This is a genomic window from Geopsychrobacter electrodiphilus DSM 16401 (assembly GCF_000384395.1).
Taxonomy (GTDB): Bacteria; Desulfobacterota; Desulfuromonadia; order Desulfuromonadales; family Geopsychrobacteraceae; genus Geopsychrobacter; species Geopsychrobacter electrodiphilus.
Window position 1 is genome coordinate 893,745 of sequence record NZ_ARWE01000001.1, and the last position, 22,809, is coordinate 916,553.

The following is a 22,809-nucleotide window of genomic DNA, read 5'->3' on the forward strand; positions in this document are numbered from 1 at the left end:
TTAATCCTCCGTATTTAAATAGATCCGCACGCTGGTGATCGCGGCGAGTGAGCTGTTGTTGTTGGCGGTAATGGTGAGCTGCAGGCGCAGGTAACGCTGACCGCTGACATCGGCGGTCCATTCGCCTTCTGTGCCGGTGTAGCTGATGCCATCGGTCGATACCTCGAGCAGTGGGTCGAAGGTCAGGGTGCCGGCCAGGGTGGTGTACTTTATTTCGATGCGCGCGCTGGTGCCGGCGGGGAGCGGCTGGCCCAGGTCGAACAGTTCGCTGTAGACCGAGCCATCGGCGCTGGGTTGCAGGTAGATGGGGTATCCGGCGTCGATCTGCTCTTGCGGGCTGGACCAGGCGTTGGCATCAAAGTGGCTGGCGATGGTCGCGGTCAGGTCGGCGGGCACCACGGCGGCCGGTGGTTCGATCACCGCGTTGGTGATGTTGCCCTCGATGGTGGCCCCCAGCACCTGCGGCGGGGTAATGCTCAGGCGCTTGGTGGCTTTGCTGGTCGCATCATAAACGATGAGGGTGCCAGCGCCTGCGAGGCCGGAGACATCCAGATTGATCATGCCGCTGCCAAGGTCGGTGATGGTGCCGAAAGTGCTGGACCAAGTGAAGGGCGCCGTGCCACCCGAAACCACAAACAGGTTACTGGCGCCCCACACCTTAACCGGGCCGCTCAGGTGGATATCCGAGGCAACCGCCCCCGGGCCGACCGCGCCGATCTGGCCGGTGTCGTACAGATCGAAGCTGATCGAATAGCTTGCCGGGTCGAAGCTGTTGCCCAACACCAAAAACTTGCGGCCCTGGGCGGTGTTGGGCCAGTTGGCGGCGACATCGGGCAGCAGCAGGTTATCGACCGTGACCAGCTGGCCACACTGCACGCCCATAAGTGACAAAGGAATTTTGCTGGCAGACAGGCGCAATCTGGGCACCGCAAACCAGTCGTTCATGCGGCTGCCAAGTGCAGTCAGGGCAACTTCTGAGGCGTTCCACTTGTCCAGCCAGACCTTCTGCGCTTCGAGGTTCCAGTCGGTTTCGGCAGTCGGGTTGATGTCGACCAGAACCTTGTCATAGTCCTTTTCGCTGCTCGGATCGGTCACCCCAGCGGTCGGGCTGTAGTAGATCAGCTGGCGGGTATACAGGTCTTTCTGCCCACCATTAATGGTGCCAAAGCTGACAATGTGGGCGTCCAGGTTGGCGACCTCGGTGGCGGTGGCATCGTAAACAACCGGCGTTAACTTGCCGTTGCGGTAGGGCACCAAAAACAGCCCGGCGGTGCAGCGCAGTTCATTAAGCAGACCGGTCGCCTCTTCGGGATTATTCAGGGCGCGGGTGACGTTCCAATCGGTGGTGGCATATGTGCCGTCGCGCAGGGCCTCAAAGGCGCTGCGGTCAAGCATGCGGTCGGGCACACCAACCAGATCGAACAGATCCAATATGATCTGGATAATGTTGATATTTGTCCAGGTGAGGGCAGTGATAGTACGGGTTCCGTCAGGATTAGGCACCGGCTCTTTGGGTACTTTTATTTTGTCGAACTGCTTAAACACGTCACGCAGCTTGACGGTGATGATCTGCTTGATCGGGTCAGCGGTGTAATCCTGCCAGGTGTAAACCCCTAGCGGCTCAAAATCACTAGAAGGAAGACCGGCGAAGCCCATAGAGAGATAGACCAACTTGCCGCGCAGGTAGCCAGTTGCCAGCAGATCTGAGGTTTCCCTTGACCAGACCATTTTGACCGAGGCGTCACCTGTTGTCGCAGGCGACATCAACTCTATTTTGCTGCTGATCGAGCCAAACGGCTGGTTGGTCAAATAGGGCATGACACCAGCAAATGGCTGATCGATATGGCTGCCAAAATATTTGAACTGGCTGGCGGCGTCGTTGATGCGGATCTCGTTGATCTCACCCCGCGCGCCGTTGCTGGTCGTTATTTCAGCCGTGACGCGATAATACTGATAGCCCAGGCTGCCGATAGCCTGACCGTCACTGACAGCGCCCAGGTCAACAGTTGGTGGGTCACTGTTGCCACCTAAAATATTGTAAGTGATACTGGCCCCATAAGGCTGGCGGTCATCGGCTTGGAAAATAGCGGGCGATCCCAGTACCACCCCAAGATCCAGGGTGGAGGTTGTCACGCTGGCAACAGCAGGCGTTTCATCCGCAATCGCGACCACGGTGGATAAGAAGCCGGCAGTGTAGGTCCGTGAGAGCGCTGATATATAATCAAAACCCTCGCCGACAAAGGTCAGTAGTTCAAACGACAGATACAAGGTTTCGCCAGCAGTAAACGGAGTATCTGACAGGTCGATCAGATCCAGCGCGATGTCGAGGCTAAAGATTGGATTACTAACAGGAACATATGTATCACCACTGCCCGATGATGGTACTGCCCAGTCTTTAAAGTAGAACAGCCCGGAGAAAACCGCCGAGGTATAAACACTGGCACCACCAACAGACTTAGACAGGTTATAGCGCCAGGTGGCAGCATGCGGATCACTGGAGATCCCGCCAGGGCCTTCGACTGTTGGCCACACAACTCCCAGCACACCGCTGATATTGATCGTGTTGGCAAAGCGGGATTCGCTCAGCGTATCGGCTAACGCCGGGTAAAATGGATGGCTCGCATCGGCATAAGTAAACACTACACTCCCCGCCGGTGTCAGCGCACAGCTCAAGCGTGCCACCGCTTCGCCGCTGATAACCGCAGTGTCGATGTTGGTCAAATCGACCGATCCCGCCCACTGCGAACCGGTGCCATAGGTCGCATAGATAGCATCAATAGACTCCACCGCCATTAAGGCGACGGGGTTTCTGTTGCCAGCCTTGGCGGCGGCTAAAAAGGCGGCGGATGGCATTAGACCCCCCGCGTGATCATGGTGACCGTCGGGACTTCGCGCAGACCCTTATCTGCCCGCAGCGGCGCGCTGAATTGCCCACTATCCGACCAGCCAAAATAAACCTCGGTGGTGCTGATATCCGGTACAAAAAAGTACGGCGCCCGGGTCTTCTGGCAGGCGTTGGCCCAGCGTTGAATCTGGTCATAGGTCTCTTGCACCACCTGACCAAAGATTAACTGCAGGTGGCGCATGCTGCGCTGCTGCACGGCGCCCAGACATAGCCCACCGGGGCTCATTGTGATGTCACCCGAGTCCGAAACATTATCCGGATCGAAATCATCGTCCAACCAATCGAGTGCCGCAGACAGTTCAAGGCTGATAAATGACACGCGAAAGGCTGAGGAAAAGAACGAGAAGGTCAGGCGCAGATAACGCCAGGACCGCGAGCTTAAAGGAGACCAGGCGGCGTTCACCGCGCTGACCAGCAGCTGCGCATCGAGCAGAGTCTCGCTGGTGGTCCAGTTGTCGTTACTGCCCTCAAGGGTTAACACCACGCCATCAAGCCCCTGTCCGACCAGCGCCAGGTGATCAATAATGCGCACCTCGGCCAGATCGATGCTCAACACTTTTGACCCGCTGATATTCGCCGGACGCCAAAAGTGCGCCTCGTTAAAGTTGAGCACATCAGCCGGATCGGTCCCGGCATAGCTATCAGTCGCGGTTACGGCTGCGGCAGGGTTATAGCTGGAAAATAAGAGCGCTGGTTTATCCATCTAGTTAACTCCGGTTCACAGTAAAGCCGAAATCGATTCCACGCGATTGCGCCAGATCACGGATGATCGGGGCCATGGTGGTTTCGGTCCAGCGCTCATAATCAACAATGTCACCATGAACATTAACCGTGACGACCATGGCCTGTGATGCTTGGCTGTTGCCATTTGGTTGCGTCACAACAGGGTTGGAAGGTGTTCCACCGCCATAATTTCCGCCTCCTCCACCGCTGGTAGCTGCCTGCGCGAGGCCGGTCAATCCAACCAGCCCCATACGCGTATAGCCTGCCGTTTCAATCGCGACAGATAACGCAGCTCCGGCGATAGGACCAAGGCCCAAAGGTGGCGGAGCTAATGCCGCAGCGGCTGCCTCTTGCGTATTAATGAAAATATTTGCCATGGCGACGCCCTTGGTTAAAATCAACGCCGCCAATGCTGCCGCCTTGCTGTTCCCGGCGATTATCGTCGCGATGTTCGCCAGACCTGCCGCCAGTTCGAGCCGGGAGTTTAATATTATCGTCGCGGTTTGCTGCTCAGACGCGAGTTTTTCTGCCGCCTCTTGTTCGCGTAAATCCTTGGCCCATTGATAATGCGCATAATCCTGTTCGGTGCGAGAGGTGTAATACTCCGTGCGCAAATCAAGCATCTGCTGGTTTGCGTCCATCTCGGCGCGTTCGGTATCGGTGAGGTATTGCAGGTGTTGGTTATAGGCCTCGAGCATGGCATCGGCCTGACCGTCTTGCTGGTTGGTATATGGGTTTGCGTTTCCTCCAAAATCTTGTTTTTTGGGCTGTTCTGGACGGGCAGGGATTTTGATGTGCTCACCAGCCATGTCGCGGTTTTGATACTTTTCAAGGAGGGAGACCATGCCCAGCATCCCCCATAATCCGGGCATGGAATTGGCCACACTCTTTAAGCTATTGGCGAGCATTTCACCAGCACCAGATTCTGTTAAGAAAGAATCCAGATCTTTAAATGCTGTCGTCATAGCGATCAGCACACGGGTTGTTTCGGAAAGAGATCCGGCTGCCAGGTCGCTATTTCCGACCATGGCAAAAAAGGTGCTGCTGGTATCGGACGCCGCTGCGCTTAACGCCTGCATTTTTTCGGATGAAGATTCTGTTTCAACTCCAACCCGGTGAATAATTTCCTGACCCTTAATTATCGCCTCCTGGAGAAAGGCTTCTTTTTGCTCATTGGAGGTCAGTTGATCAGCTGTCTTGCCCAGGGTTTTTGCATATCGTTCATTCGCATCGCCAACTTTTACAATAATCCCGAGGTTATCCAGGATTTTTGGCGAAACGCGGGCCACAGCCAGAGAGATATCCTCAAAGCTTTTTGCCACTGATTGCCCGGTGATCCGACTGGACACCCGGGCAATCTCCATCAGTTCACTCAATTTCTCGGCAGGAATACCAAGGGTCATCGCAGTGCCAGCTTTTTGCACCATGGTTGCCGTATCAACCGTGCCAGCAGAGACCCGCTTTAAGTCTGCCAAAATCTGATCGCCCAGGTGGCCACTACTTGCAGCCAAACTGGTAAACGCCTTTTCAGCCTGATCGGCCTTTGCCGCCTCGTTGAGACTGCCCCATGCCTGCGAGGCAAGCCGGTTGGCAATAACAATCGCGGCCGTTACCCCGAGCCAATGTTGCTTAAAGCTGTCAAGTGCTGAGGTGCGCTCACCAAACATCTGCCGGTCAATATCCGACATCGCTTTGGCCTTGGCCTGCTCAACCCTTACCAGCTCGTGACCGGTGACCGTGCCCGATGAGAGGATGCGCTTATACGATGATTCGATGTTCTGCCGCTGCTGGAGCATCGAATAGGATGAGCGGATCCCGAGGGTCTGAAAATCTCCCGATAGACGATCGGTGACCGTGGTCCCGGTGCGCTGTAACCGCTTGAGATCGGCTTCGGCCTTTGCGGTTTCAGCCGAGATAATCACCTTCGCTTGTTTGACCTCGGTCGACATGCTCAGATCTTTCCTTTCGGCTTGGCAACGTCTTTTCTCAGCGCGCTGAACCAGTTGCTGTTGCGTTCTGACCTGAGCATTTTTGCCGCCTGTCGAAACCAGGTCGGCTGCTCAAGTAGTGACCCCGGAAAGGGTAAAATTCTGACCCCGCCGGTGTCGTCGGTACAACTAATGACCAGGTCGACAATCTCCCAGGTTGCTCGGGTGATCAGGGATTCAGGGCACTCGTACATCTTGAGATCGTCAATCTTTTCAACCGGGCACAGGGTGGTCGGTACGGTCAACCATTCCCGCTGTCCCTGCAAAATAACTTCACGCAGCTTGTGCCGATTATGACAATTAAGGCGGTCGCGCTTTTTATCGTCGCAACCCTGACAGCTTGTCTCATTGCCGGGCTTCAGGCTTCTCTTGAGAGAGAGCCTTATCCCGGCAAGTAGTTTTTTCTTTCGGCCCTGGTCAGCTCGCCCGTGCTGAGGATCGCCTTGGAAACCCAGTCGCTGATCTCGGGTGGGCCCTGCTCGTACAGCTCATCAAAGGTTAGATCTCGACCGTCATCGTTAACCCCCTCGATAACCAGGCCCCGGCAATACCCGAAATGATCGTTGATGAACTTCTTCAACAGGCGGTCCATTTCGAGCTGAGCCTTGTCGATGGCATAGGTCGATACGGCCATCTGCCGCTCACGGTTGAGGGCATCTTGCTCGGGGCTGGTCGCGACCTTGAGCCCGATCACAACCTGGTCTGATTCAGGAGCCACCCGGTTATTCATGAACGGGGGCAGCGTTTCAAAGATATGTCCCTTGGCTGGTACACGCATCAGTAGGTTGCCTCCGCATCAACAGTGTAAAATCCGACAGCGTATTTGGTGGTGTCGGAGTAAAGGCTTGAGTATTCCAGCGTCGTGCGCGGGCTCTTGCCTTCGGTGGAAAATTCTTCAGCAGCCGGGCCCAGGTACAGCGCCGACAGATCGATCATGTACTGGTAGGTCTGGGTGGTTGACCCGCAAACCTCGCCATTATCCAGCACAACCAGCAGGCTGTTTTGACGCACACCGCTGATCAGTGCATCAACTTCATCACGGCTGCTGAACCCGGTTGACGGGTCTTCGAGGTCAAGAGGACAGGAGACCTTGACCGCCAGCTGTGATTCTTTGGTGGTTTTGGTCGGCGCATTGATACCGTTGGCGACGGTTTTGTCTGAACGGCCCAGATCAATATCGATGCTGCAGCTGTCAGGAACAAAAGCGACCATGGTATTTGGATCAAGGGCGGTGAAGTCAGGAGCAACCCCGGTTCGGCCGATGCCAGATCCGATATAAAAGAGCGACTCGGAAAAAACAAACGGCGAAGGCAACGCCGAGAAATCAGGCACCGCACCAGCGGCTGCTGGAGCAGAAAGGCAAGGGCCAGGACCTGCGAGGGAAATTGTCATTTTCCATTCTTGCGAGCCTTCGCCAGCTACTGACACCTTGGTGATCCGTCCACCATAATAGGTGCGCTGCTTGGTGCCGCCGGCGCCGTCATCATAATGAACCTTGATAGCCAGCGCCTTGTCTCCAAGAGTCAGGCCGGTACCGAATGGCTGATTCTCGGGGTAGAGCATGCCACCGAAGGCGCTGGTATCAACGGCACTGCGGGTTGTCGTTTTACCTAAGGCATGCTTCAGCAGCAAGCCGACCGCCTGGATCGGGCGCAGGTAAAACTCAAGGTCATGGGTCCATTGGCTGCTGGTGCGCCGCACCGAGAGGTTACCCTGTCCAGAATCACCGCCTCGGTATTCGGGACGGGGTTCATCGGTTGGATTAAACTTTGGCTTCAGTACGTTTGCCGGCAGAGGGTAAAAGACCTCATCACCGACCAGCGTTGTTCTGGCGACTTGTTCGCCGATCTCTACCCATTGATTCATGATGTGTCTCCTTTAAACGGTCGACTCGGTGAAAGTGACGTTGATGGTGATGCTCTGCCAGGCTTCTTTTTTTTCGGCCTGGTCGAATTCGTGGCCGCTGTAATCGTAGGTGCAAAATCTGGCTAACCCACCCAGACGGGGATCAGCACGAAAAGCGTTTTCAATTTCGCGGATGGCGTTATGCACGACCGTATCCGCGTTGGTTCCCTTGGCAACAACCATCGCCACCACCGGCAGCTCACGACGCAGAAGACCAAACTCTGATCCTGACGGGTTGGACTTGCTGCCGTGGTTAACAAACACCACGAGGGTTTCACTTCCCGCGAGCGGAGTGCGCCGGTACAGGCCGACCGCGCTTGACAGGTCACTGGTGTACCCGTTGGCCGGTTTGACCGTGCGGAGACGGGCGACAACAGCGTCGGCGATTTGGGAGACGGTTGACATTCGTTATCCCTTGACCATCTTGGCGTCTTTTTCTTTACTGCCCCGACTACTGCCAAACTCGAACTGATGAGCATCGCGAAGACCGTTGGCAAACTGCTGAGTTAGCATGCCAAGCGGCCCATTGATTGCCATGATGATCGGGTTGGCCTGTCCATTCGCACCGCCATGAACCCCCAGCCAGGTGATATAAAGCATCGCTCCAAGACAGGCGAGCAGGCCAACAACATCACCGACGATCATCAGATCAGCACGCTTGTTTTGATATCCGGAAGCGCGCATCTTTTCATCACGCTCCCGCGCATCCTGCCGATCTCCCAGATAGGCCTTGTCCAGTTCGGCGCTGATTTGAGCGAGTTCTGTCTGATGTTGCATTTGGGCTTTCTGGATCGCTACCCATTGTTCTGGGCTGGCACCCTTGACAGCATCGAGCATAGCCTGAGGATCGTTGGGATCGGTGCCGAAGATGCTGCTGATCAATGACGCAGCCAGGCCACCACTACCCGGAACAATCGCACCGGCTAAGATCGGCGCGCCCTTTTTAACGACTTCCTTGAGAGTTCCCCAAATATCCATAAATTCAACTCCAAGCCGGATGACGCCGCTGCACGCCTGCCTCGGTCAAATAAACCGAAAAGCGCGCCTCGATGCGGTGAACATAGTCGATCATCTGCCGGTAGTCGGGGCGCTGGCCGTTGACCACACAGGCGGAATCTTTCAGGCGACTGCTGGCCTGCTGCCACATCTGCCACCAGCCGGGGATATGCCCGCCGCGCTGCCAATCTTTAAACGCGACCGGCAGACCTTCGGCGGCGCGGGCGATCTCGAGCGCTTTATTGATATAGCCACGTCCGCCGTTGTAGCTGGCCAGGGCGAAGCGCAGGCGCTCTTTATATTCGGGAATCTCCGACAGGTGCCGGTATTGAATCGCCAGATACTGCACCCCGCCGCGAATGTTCTGCACCGGATCAAAGCAATCGCTCACGCCCATCTCAAGCGCGGTGCCTGGCATTAACTGCATAAGACCTTTGGCCCCGGAGGGGGAGATCGCCAACGGATCGAACCGGCTCTCTTGCCAGATCTGCGCGCGCAGCCACAACGGGCCGAACTCGGTCAGATCTCGCACCAACTCCGGAAAGTAGTGCTCAACCATATCGGCGATGATCAGGTCGAAGCGGGTATCCGGATTGATGACTTCAGCGGTGTTCATCTTTTTTACCGATCTCCATACCAAGCAGTTCTTCTATTGATTCAGTTGGAGCTCCGCTATGCAGTAACTGCTTTATATAGGCGCTATAAAGTTTACTGATGTCAGAGCGCACAAGCCGCAGCATCTTTACTAAATCTTCATCCTTAACAGCCCGACCAGCCTTACACTCAGCACAGCGGGTCAGACAGTCATCAACCGTGACGTACTTGATCTCCGACCTTTGCAGTGCCTTGCGAGTTTTCCACGACAACACATCGCGACCGATCTGGATAACCGCCCAAACTAAAATGGCATAGGTCATTTGTTCCAGGTTTGGTTGCATCTCAGGACTCCTCAAGCTCAACAACCACCCAGCCGGCCCCATCCGGGCGGGTTGGTTCCTGGCTGACAATGGTGTAGTTGGTGCCGGCAACATGCAGCGCGGTGCCTTGCTGTGATCCGGAGGCAGAGTAGTCAGTCATTTTAAGTTTGAGCGCCGGAAGATATCCCCCGATCGATCCATCTGTCCCGACATCCCTGCGGTTATAAGGAGACTTGAAAATCCCCTTACAGGGATATCCGCCAGGACTGCCATCAGTGATGACAACGTCTTCACCCATGGCGTCGAGAATAGTATCGAGATCTGTATCGTCAAACTTCATCAGCAGGCTCCAATATCTACGCGCCAAACATAGAAGGGTGGGCTTACTTACTCGCCGGAATCATCAGAGGTGCCATCGGCTGGTCCGGTGCTTTCATCAGATCCCTCGACTCCGGCATCATCTTCGTCAAGCTCTTCTTCACGCTTTTTAATCGCGGCCAGTACCGTCGAGCGCTTCTCTCCCTTCAAAATCAGGGAAGCGAGAACATCCAGCGTCTCAGCTGCCTTAATGCGTTCAATCAATTCCGGTGCCTTAAGATCTTCGATTGCAGGACCATCGGTTACCTCAAGCTGTTCAAGGAGTAACTTGCTGACATCCCCGTCAAAACCAAGCTCTTCGCCGCGCTTGAATTGCACCGGCTGTTTAATTTCGTACAGACCGTCGCCGAGATCTTCAAGTGCGTGCTGACGGGCAGATGCCTGTTGATCGTTAAGCTGAAGGATTCCAGAGTGAAAGTTGGCCGATGCGGCCTTGATGCGATAGCGTTCCATAGTGATCTCCTTTTGAGATTAGTTTCCTGCGGCAAAGGTTTGATAAAGGGCCGGAACCCGGTGGACTCCGGCCCTTGTGGTCAAACCTTCGGCGCAGATCAGACGAAGGTGGTCAGGTTGGCGTGCTGCCAATACCCATAGTCCAGCCCGCGCGAAGCGTAGATACCGTAGTGATGCTGGCGCTCGTTAAACTCGAGCTCAGAACCTTCGGCGATTGCGGACACTTCCAGGGGAACCTCTTCCTGGCGGATGATCGGCTTAACGTTGCCGTCGGCGCGGAAAGTGGCGAACTTGGTTGTCCAGGTGAGGCGCGGGTTAACCGCGAGCTGGAAGTTGAATCCGCCCAGATTGGCAATGGTGTTAGTGCGCGAACCATTGCTGTCGACAATGACGGGGTTCTTAAGCGCTGCCGCTGCAGCAGCCATGTGCCCGACTGGAACCATGATCACGAAGTCCATGGCGTTTTCGTTCATCGGCTCGGCCTGGTCATCTTTGAAGCTGATGATCTGCTCGACAGACTTGAGGATAGCGGCCTCATACTCGGCCGCAGTTGGCAGGGTGGTGGAGACAGAGTCGTAGGTGATGTCGTTGCTCTGCGCTCCACTATCTCCCTCGGTATGATCGGTATCGAAAAAGTACTGACCGTCATAGCAGAGGGTCGATTCACCAGCGATGATTGCAGCGGCCATCAGCTTGGCCCAGTGGGCGTTGGCGCGATCGGCTTGCTCAGCAACCCGCACCAGGATCTGCGCGGTCTTGTCGCGGCGCAAATCATCGACCGAAATTTTAAGGGTCGATTCGTACGCCTTGTTTTTGATGATGAACCCGTTTTCGCGCAAGCCCTTGGCGTGACGTCCGCCGATCATCTCACGCATGGCCGGAGACTGCCCGAGCCACTTGTACTCTTCCGACGCTTGGTCAGACGGAAAAGGAATTGTCCCAATGCGGTTAACATACCCCGCACCATCCTGCTGCTCGAGTCGGGCGAAGAAGTGACCGATAATCGCCCGGCTGGAAAGTCCTTGTGCTCCCATGATGTTGTTCCTCCGTTAGGAAAATAGTTTGGCGATTAAGCCTGCAGGGCTGCCTTAACAGCCAGGGCGTCGAATTCGACCACACACTTGGTGCCGCTGATCCAGCGCGAGACATAACCGATCAGCGAGTTGCTGGTGCTGGTCAGCGTGAAAGTGGCGTCGTCGCTGGCGTAAACAGCCGGGCGGTCGTTAGCCGTGACGGCTGAGGCGCCAACAACATCAACGACAATTCGTCCGCGGGTGCGAGTGTGCACATTGATGTCGCCAGCGGCGCCGGCGCTGTTGTCGGCCTGACGCTCGGCGAAGCCCTGGAAGGGGTCTGCCGCAACCAGGGGCCGGGAATATCCGGAACCGTTTTCGCCAACTGCGGCGCCTTCATAAATGATGTCATTTGCGATTACCGGGTAATCTTCGAGATCACCGAGTTGCATATCGCGAGGGGTGTCCTGAGTCAGAGTTGCCATGTCGTGTTTCCTCCGTTATTGATAAGGGTCTGTTGGTTATTTTTTAAGGACCTTCGAACGACCTGACTCTTCGCTTTTGCGATAGCCAAGATATGCGTCAAAGTTCCCGCCGAACTCAGCGCGGAGCTCAGCCGACTTATCAAACTCGGCCTTGGCACGATCCTCGATCGGGGCGTCCTTGTCGGCGCCAGATCCCAGCGGAGCATCTCCGGCCGGGTCGAGTGCGCCTGGCGCGTCAGCACGGAAATTCTCCAGGTGCTTTTTCTGGTCGCTCTTGACGCCCTGCAGCACCTTGACGGCAGCTTCGGGACCTGTAGTCTTGCCGTCATACTTGAGTTCGGCGATCAGCGCTTCCTGCCCGACGATGGCCTGATCCTCAACAGACTGAATTCGCTGACGCTCGTTTTCTGCGCCTTCAGTGCGAGCGGTTTCGATCTGCGTTTGCAGATCTTCGGTGGTGACCATTCCTGTTCGGGCTTCGGCGACAATGGCCGCGACCAGATCAGGATGGTCGGCTTTTAGCTGAGTAACATCCATAGCCTTTTCTCCTGTCGTTGCGGGCTCGGCTTTTGCCTGCGCCCTGGGTTGGTAAGTACTTTCGTTTGGGGATTTGATCGACAGATCACGCACCTCATCGATAAGTCCCAATGCAACCGCTTCGGATGCGATCCGCACACTTCCTTTAAGCTCATCAATGACCTCTGCGGTTATCCTGCCGTTTCGACCAGAGACAACACGGTCCCTAAAAACTGAGTAGATAGCATCAAGCTCTTCCTGGACGATCTTCTGCCCGGCGCTTGTTGAAATATCAGGGATCTTTTCCGATGCCTCATGATTGGTGATCACGACTTTCTTGACGCCCATTTTTTCGAGCATCCCGCTGATATCGTAAGTGCTCACCACAACACCAATTGATCCGGTGAAGGCGACCGGGGAAGAGGCAATAATTTGATCGCAAGCGGATCCGATCCACATACCGCCACTGGCAACCATTCCCATGTTGACCATGGTTGTCTTCAGCCCACAGGTTGCAATAGCCTGGTAAACATCATCGACCATCGAGACTGTCCCGCCAGGGGTGTTTGCATGAAAGAACAGGCCGCCATCCTCCTGGATAACATCCTCTTTAGCTTGATCGATGGCCTCCAGAATGTCGGTGTAAGCAACACCACCAAAGCCGTAAAAAATGTCGTATAGATCAGGACCGTTTGGTGACATCGGACCATTAATAGAGATATGGGCATCTTTGCCATCGAACCGATAAATCTCTTTCGTTGCTGCGATCTTTCCCTCGAAGTGTTGTCTTAAAAAATCATCAAGCTTTCCAGCATTGGCCGGGTTGGTGTAGTGCTCGACCTTCGAGACGTAATCACTGGCAAATGATTCAGAAAGAAGCAGAAATTTATCTGTCAGCATTATTAATCTCCTGTGTCCGCAACAACCTGTGCGGTGGATACACTCACGATAGGATCGATCAAACCAGCATCAACCCTCATTTTTTGCTCACGCGCCAACTGACGATGATTGGTTTCGAAATCTCCACCAGTGAGCTGCTCGGTCTCTTTCTCCCGGGTCGAGATGCCGAGGGCGACGCGCTTGGTAGCGGCATCGATCTCTTCGGTCTCTTTGATCATGCCGCGCGGATCTCCTACCCACTCACCACCGCTCCAGGCTTTGCGAACCATGGGGTCGGCAAAATAGCCAGGCGCGTAAAAGCGACCGGTAGCGACCATCTCATCAAAAAAGACTTCATAGATTGGCTGACAGAAACGAGAGGCGAACCACTTACGGCGAGTGCTGAACATGCGCCAGGCTTCGAGCATTGCTCCGCGGCTTGCGGAGTAGCTGCTGGAAAAATGCTTGACCAAAATTTCAAAGGGGATCTCGAGAGCCATACCGATCTGGCGGACAAGCGCGAGCCAGAACGGGTCAAACTTACCGTTTGGACGATTGGGGTCGTTAAATACGACATCTTCATCCGGCAGCAGGCCGACAACCGCGCTGGACTCCAGATCGATATCGGATACATCGCGGCGTGCGACGCCCGACTGGCTATCGATAAAATCATTCCAGTCCGGGGCTTCGCCGGTTGACGATTTAACGAAAACAGAAATCAACGCGCTGGAGACGGCAGCGTCAAGCTCGGCTTCGGTTAACTGACTGAGCTGCTTTAAGGGCTGGATGATCGGAGCGATATCCGGGACACCGCGAGACTGGCCAGGGCGCAGCTTGCGATAGACATGCAGTATGTTGCGCCGCTGGGTGCGATTACCAAAGGCGGGGATCTCGGCGTACCATTCTTTTTTATAGCCGCCGAAGGTACAGCCAGGGTGCCGCTTGAGAACATCATAAGATTTGGGAGCGCCGTTGGCGTCTTTATTGACACCACCGGAGAGCTGTTCCGAATCAAGGTTATTGTCTCGGTTACAGACTCGGTCAGCCTCGATCAGCTGAACTGCCAACCGGTAAGGGAAGTTGCCTTTACGATCAACCTCAGGCAGGAGGGCAAAAGAATCACCGTTTTCAAACGTCTGCCTGAAGGCCAGTGCCTGAAGTTCGGAAAAATTCAGCGTGCGCTCAATATCACAATAGGTCGATTGAGACCACAATAACCATTCACGCTTGATCTTCTTTTCAAGGAGATTAGCTTCTTCCTCGGTGATCCCTAGGTATTCATGATCGATAGCCGGCTTAAGCCGAAGGCCAGAACCGATGACATTGGTCACCATGGTCCCGGCGGCGCCGGTGGCTATAGGTTCGTTGCGGATAAGATCGCGAGAGCGTTCGCGTAAGGTTGGCAGGTCAAAGAGAGTATCTGAGTCAGCATCACCACCAGCTGTTGCCCAGTTTTTAGTTTGCTTCTTGTTACGCCTGCCCCCGGTGTAACCACCAAGCGCAGCCATAGTCATTTTGTCTTTAAACCTCCGGACTGCATAGCCCGGAGCGATAGCCATAGCAATGTGATCAATGATATTCGGCTTAACTGTAACTTCGCGGCCGCGCATGCGTAAGGTGACTGGTTTCATCGCGCACCCAGATAGCGAACAGAGCGCCGGCCACCAGACAATCGCTTAACCCTTGCATCCCATGCGTTGATCCCCGCCTGAATAGCCGGAAGGTCTGCCCGAGTAAGAGTTTCGCCGTCAATCTCAACTTTTTGCCCGGAGAGAACTTTTGTCTCTGCAGCCAGGTATGCGTCGAGTTTTGCCTGTGCTGTGGTGAGGTCGATGCCTGCCATGGTGCCCCTAGATTGAAGGAGGATTTTCTAGCGTCCATGGCATTTTGGCGTGAGACGAAACTTAAGAGGTAGGAGCAAATGCACTCAAATGCACAATATCTTGTGATATTGGTAAAAAAATATCTATATATTGTACCTTTTAAAAATTAGATCTTGATACCCCTCTTGCTTCTCCAGCTAACCTGATCCGTTTTTCATGGTAGGTGTTGATTGACAATGCCGTAATGCGGGTCCCCTTTTTACCCGGGGTGTCATTTGCATCTATCAGGTCTCCAGTATCGACTAACTGGTAAATCTTACGCACTTTGCAGCCGATGATCTGAGCGGCTTCCTGAACAGAATACGACAGGTTCTCGAGGATATGCTGTTGCTTCACCCGCTCTATATCTTCCCTGGTCACTCTAATTCGCTGCACCTTGTCAATCATGTCGTTTCCTCTTGTTGGATGTGCGTCGACGTTTCGGCTCAAAAACAACCTGACCTTCGGCCTGGGCTTTAAGCGCTGCCGAAAGCTTTTCATAATCTGGACGGGCCAGCTGTTTCATAGCCAGGTTCCCCACGCGGATATCGAGGGATTCGTTGCGAACGTATCCTTTGCGCAGTTTGTAGCGGATAACCTGTTTGCCGGTTTTGCGGTCGCGTTCGCGCTTTGGCTCTTCGGCAACCAGCATGCGGAAATATTCGAAGCCGTAACTGCTGGGGAAGTTGCAATACATGGGGCCGGGCTGGTCATTAGATAACCAGGTGTAGATCTTCTCTTTGCCTGTTTCAGTACCCAGCTCGTAAAACGGCACGCGGTAGCGCTTGGTTTTGGACGGGCGCAAGGGGAGCAGTGGCAGACCGGCGGTGTTTGATCCTTTGTGTGCCCGGTACTTGCGGCTACGTTTGACCAGAAGGGTGACATCATCGGTGGCGTAGCCGATATCGAACCCGGCAATGGATATTTCGAGTTCGGCACCGCTTTCGTGTTTGTAGCGCCTGGCCTGTAGCCATTCGTGGATCTGGTCGGATAGTTTTGATTCTGATCCGAGCTGATGCTCTTCTAATATTTTGCCGTGAAAAACAATGTATTCGAGCCCCCAGCTTTGATCGCCCGGGCCCCAGGCGACGACCTCACACTCGGCGCGGTTCCCCTGGAAGTCGAGATCGGCAGTGATGAAGCAGGCCTCCATGGGTACCGTCCACTTTGCACCATCGGGTGCATAGTTTTCGCGCCGCTCGTACAGATCCTTTTCTTGCGGGAGTTCGCCTTCGGTATCTTCGGGCACCGGCAGACCGCAGCAGTCGTTGTAATAAAAGACCAGGTTCTCGTGGGTCGGCTCGAGCAGGGTGGTGAGGTAGGCCTTGGCCACGCGGCGAAACTTATTAAACGGACTGACCAGCGGCGACAGGTGGACCCAGGCGCTTTCTGGTTTGTCGGTAATGCTGCCTTCACGTGCAGCAAGACGGTGGTGCCGTACTGCTTCGTCACGGTCGTGATCATCCCACTTACAGTTATTGGCGGTGCACAGATACCAGGCATCTTCATCGCGGATCAGGGCGCTGGGCTCTACAACTTCGGGGAGCCATTGGATATTGGCCGGATCCATTATTTGGTATTCGCCGCAGTGCGGGCACTTGACCTCGATATCGTAGCGGGCTTGTACCTGGTGCTGCACGCTCCAGATCCGGCCCTCTTCGGTGGAGACGGTGCACTCTTCTAAAATCTTATACATCCCCTCAAAGGCCCCGGTTCTGGCCCGCAGTTTTTTGATCATGTGCGGCGGGTAGAGATCGACTTCCGAAAGGAACAGGTAGCGGATCGGCTTACTGGCGGCGCGGCCTTCGGAGTTGCCCCAGGCGAGATAGGTGACCATGCCGTTTTTAAGCCGGACGCGGGTCAATGAAATATCGTCACTGTTCTTGGTGCGCAGCCGGCGCAGTGAAGGGGTGTCTTTGATCATGGGGATGAAGCGATCGTTCATGGTCTCGGAGCCGGTGGCGCGGTCCTGCATGGAGATGAGCGCCGGGCCAGGCTCATGGGTGGCGGTCCAACCCCAGCAGTTGTGGCTGATATCGGTTTTGGCGGTTTGGGATCCGCCAGCGATATAGAGCTCGCGCAGGTGTTCGCTGCTGTAGAGATCCATAATGCTGACAGCGTATGGGGTGGTGTCATTATCCCAACTGCCCGGGAACGGCGAGACATGCACCTGCCGTTCACCATGGGCCCACTGACTGACCGTTTCATCGGTAGCCGCACGCATCACCGCGACCTCGCCCGGCAGCAACGTGAAGACGCGCGGCGGAGGTTCGGGGAGCCAGCTATAGTCGTGGGCGAGGTTGGTCAAGTTGTGTCCTTAGTTGTTTGGATGTTATGCCGCCATGTTGGCGGGGTAACGGTTGTTATAAAGTCTTTTCGGCAAGGCATTAAAGGCATTGCGTTACCATAGCCAACCTTGGCAATCCTGTTCTGGCCCTTGGTACGCCTTGCCACTTATCCACCAGTCCCACAGATCGTCTACCGTGGAGAACTTCTCAATGCTGCGCGGATTGCCGTCTCTTCTCGGCACTCCCTTGTAGTTGTCCCAAAACTCCTGGAAACCTCGTTTCCACATGGCTTCGTACTTTGGCCAGCGCTTAAACTCTCTTTTCATCCCGGTTGGTCCACCCATCGGGCACCCGACACACCCAATCCTCTTGAAACCTTCGTCGTACAAACAGCAGTAGTCCATTTTGTTTTTGCGGATAAACTCCCAAATATCACGATCAGACCAGTAAATTATCGGGCAGAGTATCGGACTATTGTCTTTTCTGTGGCTCGTCAAAAAAGTCCATGTTGCTTTTCTCCGTGGGCTTTCCTCTCCGCGCACCCCAATAGCCTTAAACTTTCCGTTTCCTCCCTGCTCTTTGTATACCTCGCAACACCAACGAATAAGCCTAGTTGGTGGTCCAGCTGCCTTATCTGACATCGCATGTATTAAATGTTTTTCCGGGTTATTCCATCGAACCACCGGATATTTGTCCTTAATAAACCAAACTAGCTCAGGCGGGTCTATCGTCACATTGTTGTACCAAGCTTCATACTTAACCCCAGCCATTTCGAATAGGCGTTCCATAACAATCGAATCCTTGCCACCGCTGAACGCCACATAATAACCATCGGGCGAAATATCCAGCGCGGTCTTCTCATACTCCCGTATCCACTGGAGAGACTGCGCGATTTTGTAGTCCAAAGGTTGTGCAACCGCCTCTTGGTACAATTCTTCGTCTGAAATTTCAAACAGTCCCATAATCAAAACCTTATTGGCCTACGGCCAAGCCGAAAAAACTTTATAACCACTAGCTCAAGCGGACGGAAAATAGTTGTGCAATCCTCGAAAAGTGTCTGCTGGTTGGCAGGGTGTACCGCCGCCGCTTAGCAGACATCGTTGTGTGCGTTTTAATCAGGCCGCACCCCCTGCCGATCCCGGACGGCGCTCCGATTCGCCTTGGTGGGACCGTTACCCGGCTGACCACCAACCTACCTTTTTATTAATCCTCATCTTCATCCACACCCTGTATCGGGCGGGCGTAGTTATCAAAAGCCTTGCGGTTCATCCCCAGGAGAAACTCGATCAGGTGCGGGACCTTTTGCGGATCTCCACCGATGATCTTGCACATGCGGCCGGCAGACTTGCGGGTAATGGCGTCGAAATAGTTTTTAAGGTTTGTGGCGCGATCGGCGAGCTCGACTTCGACGTGTGACTTTTCGATCAGTTCACCCAGGGCCTGGCGGTATTTGAGTTCACGCATGCGTCCGTCGACATCGATGCGGGCGATGTCTTTGCGCAGTTTGTCTTCTTGTAAGTTGCCGTCGGAACTGGAGCCGTCTTTTTTCTTGAGGTGCAGCCGGGCATATTCGAGCGCTTCGGTTTGGCTGATGCTGCCATTGCCGCGCAGTTTGAGCTTGCCCTGATCACGATGCTCATAGGCGGTGCTGGTCCCGATGCGCCAGTCATGGCTGGACAAAAAGTCCACCAGTTGGGGGATACTGGTATAAACCTCTTCATCGGTGCTGAGTCGGGCGTTTAGAAACTCTTCCAGTTGTTTTTGTGCATGCTTCAATGCCTTGCGTCGTTCGCCGGTCGGCCTGCGGGTAGCCGCGGCCAGGGCTTCTTCGAGTGTTGCGCGGAGATCTGCTTCGCGCTGCTGGAGATCGATGTCGAGATCAGTGGTGCTCATACTTCACCTTTGAGGTAATAGCCGCGCTCATCATTCTTTTCGATGGTCATATCAAAGAGCAGATGCACATAGGCCACACCTTTTTCACGGATCTTGGCGCGCCAGTAAGTCTCGGCACTGTGCATAAGATCGACCATTTCGAGCTCTTCTTCGTGTTGGTCTTTGGCATTGGTAACCTCAACCGCTTCGCTCAGTACATGATCAAGCTGGGTATCGGAATCGTTCTGCGCGGAAAAGATGGTTGCTGGAAAATTGAAGTTGATCATAGTCGTGTCTCCACTGTGATGATTTTGGCTTCTCCTGGAATGTACAGACCCGACGGGTAATGCGTGCCAGGGTCAGATTTACGCCGGAACGCGCGCAGGCAAACCGGGCACTGGTATTGACCTGCGGGGAGACTTCCCCCGACCGGGGTGGTGCAAAAATCATCAAAGTCGGCAACGTGCCCGCAGGCGCCGCAGGTGATCTGGATGTTCATGTTATACGGCCCGATGGTTGATCAACCCGCGGATCTGGTTGACGGTGAACCATAGGCTGACGGCGAACATTCCCCAGAGGCCACCCTTAAGGGTTGAATAGATCCAGAAGGGCTGGCTGAGTAGTCCCAGGGTAAATGCCATCCGGTATCGGCGCCCGGCGAAGGCCCAAATGCTGGAGCCGGTGAAAAGCATGATGGCGACCTGGCAGATGGTTTCGGTTATTGGCATCGCAGTTGTCCCCTGTTTTTAATCCATAAGATTTCACCGCCTATTTCCATAATGGGAAGCATGCGTGAGATATCGGTATATACCCGGTAGGAATGACGCAGGCTGAGGGTGTAGATATCTGCAATTTTATGGGGTGAGAGTCTTTGGCCGGATTGAAGGCGCTGGACAACATCGAGGGCGCGTTCGAACGGACTTAGCACTGCTCCTGATAAGTTTTTTCTTCCCACTGTGGCCTCCAATCTAAAGTCTTTTTGGCATGACAATATCGAGCCGCTCATCAAAGGTGCCGTAGTCCTGGGGGAGGATCACCAGGGCATCGAAGCTGGTTTTATATTTGATGACGATATCTTCACCGAGACCAGTGACGGCATCGGTGAGATAGTTGGCTGAAACACCTACCTGAATATTGTCGCCTTCCATTTCTACGGGGACGATATCGCGGGCATGGCCGGTTTCGCTTTCGGCGGTGAGGGTGAGCTGGTTGCCTGAGGCGTTGAGCTGCAGGGTGCTGGTTTTGCTGCTGTAGACTTGCCGCACGCGATCGATGCTGGCGAGAAAGTCGGCGGCTGTGATGCTGATGATTCCGGGGTGATCGGTGGGGATGATTTTTCGGTAGTCAGGAAAGTCGCCATCAAGCAGGCGGATAATCAGGGTTAGAGTGGCCTGGACGAAGGCGATCTGGTTGTCGTAGATATAAATCTGAGTATGGCCATCGTTTAGTTTTTCAATTTCGGCGAGGGCTTTTCGGCTGAGCATATGATCGAAGCTGGAATTGCTGGCGACCGATTCAGGGTCGAGGTCTTTTCCGGCGAGTGACAGCCGGTGGCCATCGGTGGCGCAGGCGGTGAGCCGTTGGCCCTGGAGTTTAAAGTTGACGCAGTTGAGATTGTATTTCACCAGGTCGGTACAGACGGCGTGCTTTGTGGCCTTGATGAGTTGCTGGTAAACATCGGCGGTAATATCGAGGGCATGATCTCCAACGGTGCGCAGGGCGACGGTGGGGTAGTCGATGGCATCTTCGCATTTGAGTTTGACTTCGGCGTCTTCGGCGGTGATCTGGAGCTGCTGCCCGGCGATCTCTTGCAGGTGGATCAGCTGACTGGGCATGCGCTTGACGATTTCGAGCAGGGTGTTGAGCGGCACGGCGACGCGGCCGCGGTAAATGCTCTCTTCGATATCGGCGCTGCTGGTGATTCCTATTTCAAGATCGGTTGCGGAGGCGCGCAGCTTCCAGCCATCGACCTCGAGCAATACGCAGCGGAGCAGGGGCATATCTGTTCCGCGCCCTGCGGCACCCTGGACGCGCTGGAGTAGCCCTTGCAGGGCAACCTTTAAAATATAAACATCGAGCATCTCTTTCATCACGAATCTCCTTTAGTGTTAAAACCCGAACCCCGCCCCCCGCCGCGCGCGCCCCTTACTATCCCTGTGCTGTATCGGCTGGGCATGATGATGCTGTCTGGTGCCGCAGGGCGATCCGTTCGCGCATATCCTTGATGGCGCCGGACGACTTGCCGAGGGTGGCCGCGATCTCGGAGTGACTGCGATCGGCGTTGAGCAGCAGCATCAGCTTGACGTATTCTTCGGGGCTCCAGCTGGTCTCGTGGATCGGCGTGCCGTTGGTGGGCGTGAAGGTGGATCCGCACGACTTGCAGTAAACCCGACCCATCTCCCAAAAGGTGGCCAGGGCGCGAGGTCCGGTGATCTGCTCTTTGCAGCTGGGGCAGATCGGACAGGGCGGAAGGTAGGTTTGAACCATCCACTTCCAGGCGCCGGACCGCTCGATCGCGCCGATCAGGTCCTCGATCTCCAGTTGTCTGCTAACTTGCGCCATCACTGATTATCTCCAGTATTCCGGAACTCGAAAAACTCTGAACTCATATATTCCCCGGGGGCTTGCCATCCCGCAGTGGGTGGGGGCCTCAGGAGGACCCGCGATCAATGACCGAGCCGATCTAGGTGGTGAAAGAACCGAGCGCGCAGCGTTGAATTGGCACGATCAAGAACTTTCTCGGTGATACCTGCCTGCTCGAACATTGTCGCGACCTGAATAGTCTTTGGCCCGATTACCTTCTTACCCTTACGAGCCAGCACCCTGGTTGAATATTCCCCATACAAAGTCGCACCAGCTATTGATCCACCCTTGCCACTACCAGCAAACCCGCGCACATAAGCCAACCAGGCATTGCTGATTGTCGTGCGCTGGCCCCTGACGATCTCTACCGATAGCCCACGCGAGCCTGAACTCCGTTGCCGCCTGGTGACCAGACCACCAGACTTTGAATTGCGCGTTTTAACTAACAGACCAGCACGTGTCGATTTGACCTCCCTCGGCTTGAAGTACGCCAGGCTGATCGGCGCTCCCGAGATCGTCAACACACGCTCAGCACCATCACCCCGGCTGTTCACTTTCATCCGACTATCCAAATCACGCTTCATGATGTTCCACCGAGCACGCAGCAAGGTCGACGTCTCACTCTTCGCATCACGCGCCGCCTCAGTCACCGCAAACTTCGCAGCCTTCACCACAACAGCCGGATCAAACATCCGCAGCGCCTCATCAAAACCCTCAAGTCTCACCGTAAACATCGCTCAGCCTCCAATCTGTCCGGGGTGTCCGGGGTGTGTCCGGGGTAAAACCCCTTGCCCGGACAGGCTTTTCTTAATAATTTCACTTACTTTCTTCTCTTGTCCGGCTTGTCCGGGGTAAAAAGAAGTTATAAGAGAATAAAAACAATTTTTATTTAGACGATGACTAACGCGCGCGCGCGTGTACGTATAGATATTGGAATTACCCCGGACACCCCGGACAGACACCCGCAAACCCGCATGTGTTCTATCTTTCCTCTGTCCGGGCAAGCCCAAATACCCCGGACACACCCCGGACATCCCGGACACTGA

At 54.8% G+C, this 22,809-nt stretch carries 26 protein-coding genes; all 26 read right to left on the bottom strand.

The genetic code is table 11. The annotated features are described in order from the left end of the window. The 26 genes from D888_RS0104135 to D888_RS0104260 all read right to left on the bottom strand — a co-directional run bounded on the left by D888_RS0104135 (position 1) and on the right by D888_RS0104260 (position 22,497). Positions 1-2,853, bottom strand: coding sequence for a hypothetical protein (locus tag D888_RS0104135; RefSeq protein WP_020675271.1), 2,853 nt, complete (start codon positions 2,851-2,853; stop codon positions 1-3). Next, entirely contained in the window at positions 2,853-3,608 is a 756-nt protein-coding gene (locus D888_RS0104140; protein ID WP_020675272.1) for a discoidin/SUN/FTP domain-containing protein, read from the bottom strand. The genes D888_RS0104135 and D888_RS0104140 overlap by 1 nt, the downstream gene beginning before the upstream one ends. Before the next feature lie 4 nt (positions 3,609-3,612). Further along, the gene (locus D888_RS0104145) at positions 3,613-5,577 is read right to left on the bottom strand and encodes a hypothetical protein (RefSeq protein WP_020675273.1); all 1,965 of its coding nucleotides are present in this window, start codon (positions 5,575-5,577) and stop codon (positions 3,613-3,615) included. A gap of 2 nt (positions 5,578-5,579) precedes the next feature. Then, positions 5,580-5,882 (bottom strand): hypothetical protein, encoded by a 303-nt coding sequence (locus D888_RS0104150; RefSeq protein ID WP_156826942.1) that lies wholly within the window; start codon positions 5,880-5,882, stop codon positions 5,580-5,582. A 116-nt stretch (positions 5,883-5,998) separates the two neighbouring features. Beyond that, entirely contained in the window at positions 5,999-6,394 is a 396-nt protein-coding gene (locus tag D888_RS0104155) for a hypothetical protein (RefSeq protein ID WP_020675275.1), read from the bottom strand. After that, entirely contained in the window at positions 6,394-7,482 is a 1,089-nt protein-coding gene (locus D888_RS0104160) for a hypothetical protein (protein WP_020675276.1), read from the bottom strand. The genes D888_RS0104155 and D888_RS0104160 overlap by 1 nt, the downstream gene beginning before the upstream one ends. Before the next feature lie 12 nt (positions 7,483-7,494). Beyond that, entirely contained in the window at positions 7,495-7,926 is a 432-nt protein-coding gene (locus D888_RS0104165; protein ID WP_020675277.1) for a hypothetical protein, read from the bottom strand. A 3-nt stretch (positions 7,927-7,929) separates the two neighbouring features. Next, on the bottom strand, positions 7,930-8,499 hold the full coding sequence (locus D888_RS22890; protein ID WP_020675278.1) for a hypothetical protein: 570 nt from the start codon (positions 8,497-8,499) through the stop codon (positions 7,930-7,932). 4 nt (positions 8,500-8,503) lie between these two features. Next, positions 8,504-9,133, bottom strand: a complete 630-nt coding sequence (locus tag D888_RS22895; RefSeq protein ID WP_020675279.1) for a transglycosylase SLT domain-containing protein — start codon at positions 9,131-9,133, stop codon at positions 8,504-8,506. Continuing rightward, positions 9,120-9,455: a hypothetical protein gene (locus D888_RS0104180; RefSeq protein ID WP_020675280.1), complete on the bottom strand. Its 336-nt coding sequence runs from the start codon at positions 9,453-9,455 to the stop codon at positions 9,120-9,122. The genes D888_RS22895 and D888_RS0104180 overlap by 14 nt, the downstream gene beginning before the upstream one ends. A 1-nt stretch (position 9,456) precedes the next feature. Then, on the bottom strand, positions 9,457-9,774 hold the full coding sequence (locus tag D888_RS0104185) for a head-tail joining protein (protein WP_020675281.1): 318 nt from the start codon (positions 9,772-9,774) through the stop codon (positions 9,457-9,459). 47 nt (positions 9,775-9,821) lie between these two features. Beyond that, a complete protein-coding gene (locus D888_RS0104190; protein WP_020675282.1) occupies positions 9,822-10,265 on the bottom strand; it encodes a hypothetical protein in 444 nt (147 codons plus the stop codon). Positions 10,266-10,363: 98 nt separating this feature from the next. Beyond that, entirely contained in the window at positions 10,364-11,299 is a 936-nt protein-coding gene (locus tag D888_RS0104195) for a Mu-like prophage major head subunit gpT family protein (RefSeq protein WP_020675283.1), read from the bottom strand. Between the two features lie 35 nt (positions 11,300-11,334). Beyond that, entirely contained in the window at positions 11,335-11,763 is a 429-nt protein-coding gene (locus tag D888_RS0104200; protein ID WP_020675284.1) for a hypothetical protein, read from the bottom strand. Between the two features lie 36 nt (positions 11,764-11,799). Continuing rightward, entirely contained in the window at positions 11,800-13,179 is a 1,380-nt protein-coding gene (locus D888_RS0104205) for a S49 family peptidase (protein ID WP_020675285.1), read from the bottom strand. A gap of 2 nt (positions 13,180-13,181) precedes the next feature. Beyond that, positions 13,182-14,789: a phage portal protein gene (locus D888_RS0104210; protein ID WP_020675286.1), complete on the bottom strand. Its 1,608-nt coding sequence runs from the start codon at positions 14,787-14,789 to the stop codon at positions 13,182-13,184. After that, entirely contained in the window at positions 14,786-15,001 is a 216-nt protein-coding gene (locus tag D888_RS0104215) for a hypothetical protein (RefSeq protein ID WP_020675287.1), read from the bottom strand. The genes D888_RS0104210 and D888_RS0104215 overlap by 4 nt, the downstream gene beginning before the upstream one ends. A 139-nt stretch (positions 15,002-15,140) precedes the next feature. Further along, complete coding sequence (locus tag D888_RS0104220; RefSeq protein ID WP_020675288.1) at positions 15,141-15,428, bottom strand: MerR family transcriptional regulator; 288 nt, start codon at positions 15,426-15,428, stop codon at positions 15,141-15,143. Further along, on the bottom strand, positions 15,421-17,328 hold the full coding sequence (locus tag D888_RS0104225) for a terminase gpA endonuclease subunit (RefSeq protein WP_020675289.1): 1,908 nt from the start codon (positions 17,326-17,328) through the stop codon (positions 15,421-15,423). Before D888_RS0104225 ends, D888_RS0104220 begins: the two co-directional genes overlap by 8 nt. A 93-nt stretch (positions 17,329-17,421) precedes the next feature. Next, on the bottom strand, positions 17,422-18,270 hold the full coding sequence (locus D888_RS0104230) for a phosphoadenosine phosphosulfate reductase domain-containing protein (RefSeq protein WP_020675290.1): 849 nt from the start codon (positions 18,268-18,270) through the stop codon (positions 17,422-17,424). 241 nt (positions 18,271-18,511) lie between these two features. Continuing rightward, entirely contained in the window at positions 18,512-19,201 is a 690-nt protein-coding gene (locus D888_RS0104235; RefSeq protein WP_020675291.1) for a hypothetical protein, read from the bottom strand. Next, entirely contained in the window at positions 19,198-19,467 is a 270-nt protein-coding gene (locus D888_RS0104240; protein WP_020675292.1) for a hypothetical protein, read from the bottom strand. Before D888_RS0104240 ends, D888_RS0104235 begins: the two co-directional genes overlap by 4 nt. A gap of 213 nt (positions 19,468-19,680) precedes the next feature. After that, positions 19,681-19,908, bottom strand: coding sequence for a hypothetical protein (locus D888_RS20645; RefSeq protein ID WP_020675293.1), 228 nt, complete (start codon positions 19,906-19,908; stop codon positions 19,681-19,683). Between the two features lie 240 nt (positions 19,909-20,148). Beyond that, positions 20,149-21,270 (bottom strand): DNA polymerase III subunit beta, encoded by a 1,122-nt coding sequence (gene dnaN / locus D888_RS0104250; protein WP_020675294.1) that lies wholly within the window; start codon positions 21,268-21,270, stop codon positions 20,149-20,151. A gap of 58 nt (positions 21,271-21,328) precedes the next feature. Then, positions 21,329-21,742 carry a hypothetical protein gene (locus D888_RS0104255; RefSeq protein WP_020675295.1) on the bottom strand — a complete coding sequence of 138 codons (414 nt, stop codon included), beginning with the start codon at positions 21,740-21,742 and terminating at the stop codon, positions 21,329-21,331. 104 nt (positions 21,743-21,846) lie between these two features. Further along, complete coding sequence (locus D888_RS0104260; protein ID WP_020675296.1) at positions 21,847-22,497, bottom strand: hypothetical protein; 651 nt, start codon at positions 22,495-22,497, stop codon at positions 21,847-21,849. Between the last annotated feature and the right edge of the window lie 312 nt (positions 22,498-22,809).

Bases quoted from the DNA above. Each gene is read 5' to 3' on its own strand.
- D888_RS0104135 (WP_020675271.1), bottom strand. From the start codon at position 2,853: ATGCCATCCGCCGCCTTTTTAGCCGCCGCCAAGGCTGGCAACAGAAAC.
- D888_RS0104255 (WP_020675295.1), bottom strand. From the start codon at position 21,742: ATGGCGCAAGTTAGCAGACAACTGGAGATCGAGGACCTGATCGGCGCG.
- D888_RS0104190 (WP_020675282.1), bottom strand. From the start codon at position 10,265: ATGGAACGCTATCGCATCAAGGCCGCATCGGCCAACTTTCACTCTGGA.
- D888_RS0104235 (WP_020675291.1), bottom strand. From the start codon at position 19,201: ATGAGCACCACTGATCTCGACATCGATCTCCAGCAGCGCGAAGCAGAT.
- D888_RS0104180 (WP_020675280.1), bottom strand. From the start codon at position 9,455: ATGCAACCAAACCTGGAACAAATGACCTATGCCATTTTAGTTTGGGCG.
- dnaN (WP_020675294.1), bottom strand. From the start codon at position 21,270: ATGAAAGAGATGCTCGATGTTTATATTTTAAAGGTTGCCCTGCAAGGG.
- D888_RS0104215 (WP_020675287.1), bottom strand. From the start codon at position 15,001: ATGGCAGGCATCGACCTCACCACAGCACAGGCAAAACTCGACGCATAC.
- D888_RS0104230 (WP_020675290.1), bottom strand. From the start codon at position 18,270: ATGGGACTGTTTGAAATTTCAGACGAAGAATTGTACCAAGAGGCGGTT.
- D888_RS0104145 (WP_020675273.1), bottom strand. From the start codon at position 5,577: ATGTCGACCGAGGTCAAACAAGCGAAGGTGATTATCTCGGCTGAAACC.
- D888_RS0104185 (WP_020675281.1), bottom strand. From the start codon at position 9,774: ATGAAGTTTGACGATACAGATCTCGATACTATTCTCGACGCCATGGGT.
- D888_RS22890 (WP_020675278.1), bottom strand. From the start codon at position 8,499: ATGGATATTTGGGGAACTCTCAAGGAAGTCGTTAAAAAGGGCGCGCCG.
- D888_RS0104220 (WP_020675288.1), bottom strand. From the start codon at position 15,428: ATGATTGACAAGGTGCAGCGAATTAGAGTGACCAGGGAAGATATAGAG.
- D888_RS0104205 (WP_020675285.1), bottom strand. From the start codon at position 13,179: ATGCTGACAGATAAATTTCTGCTTCTTTCTGAATCATTTGCCAGTGAT.
- D888_RS0104160 (WP_020675276.1), bottom strand. From the start codon at position 7,482: ATGAATCAATGGGTAGAGATCGGCGAACAAGTCGCCAGAACAACGCTG.
- D888_RS20645 (WP_020675293.1), bottom strand. From the start codon at position 19,908: ATGCCAATAACCGAAACCATCTGCCAGGTCGCCATCATGCTTTTCACC.
- D888_RS0104165 (WP_020675277.1), bottom strand. From the start codon at position 7,926: ATGTCAACCGTCTCCCAAATCGCCGACGCTGTTGTCGCCCGTCTCCGC.
- D888_RS0104210 (WP_020675286.1), bottom strand. From the start codon at position 14,789: ATGAAACCAGTCACCTTACGCATGCGCGGCCGCGAAGTTACAGTTAAG.
- D888_RS0104195 (WP_020675283.1), bottom strand. From the start codon at position 11,299: ATGGGAGCACAAGGACTTTCCAGCCGGGCGATTATCGGTCACTTCTTC.
- D888_RS0104200 (WP_020675284.1), bottom strand. From the start codon at position 11,763: ATGGCAACTCTGACTCAGGACACCCCTCGCGATATGCAACTCGGTGAT.
- D888_RS22895 (WP_020675279.1), bottom strand. From the start codon at position 9,133: ATGAACACCGCTGAAGTCATCAATCCGGATACCCGCTTCGACCTGATC.
- D888_RS0104260 (WP_020675296.1), bottom strand. From the start codon at position 22,497: ATGTTTACGGTGAGACTTGAGGGTTTTGATGAGGCGCTGCGGATGTTT.
- D888_RS0104155 (WP_020675275.1), bottom strand. From the start codon at position 6,394: ATGCGTGTACCAGCCAAGGGACATATCTTTGAAACGCTGCCCCCGTTC.
- D888_RS0104140 (WP_020675272.1), bottom strand. From the start codon at position 3,608: ATGGATAAACCAGCGCTCTTATTTTCCAGCTATAACCCTGCCGCAGCC.
- D888_RS0104240 (WP_020675292.1), bottom strand. From the start codon at position 19,467: ATGATCAACTTCAATTTTCCAGCAACCATCTTTTCCGCGCAGAACGAT.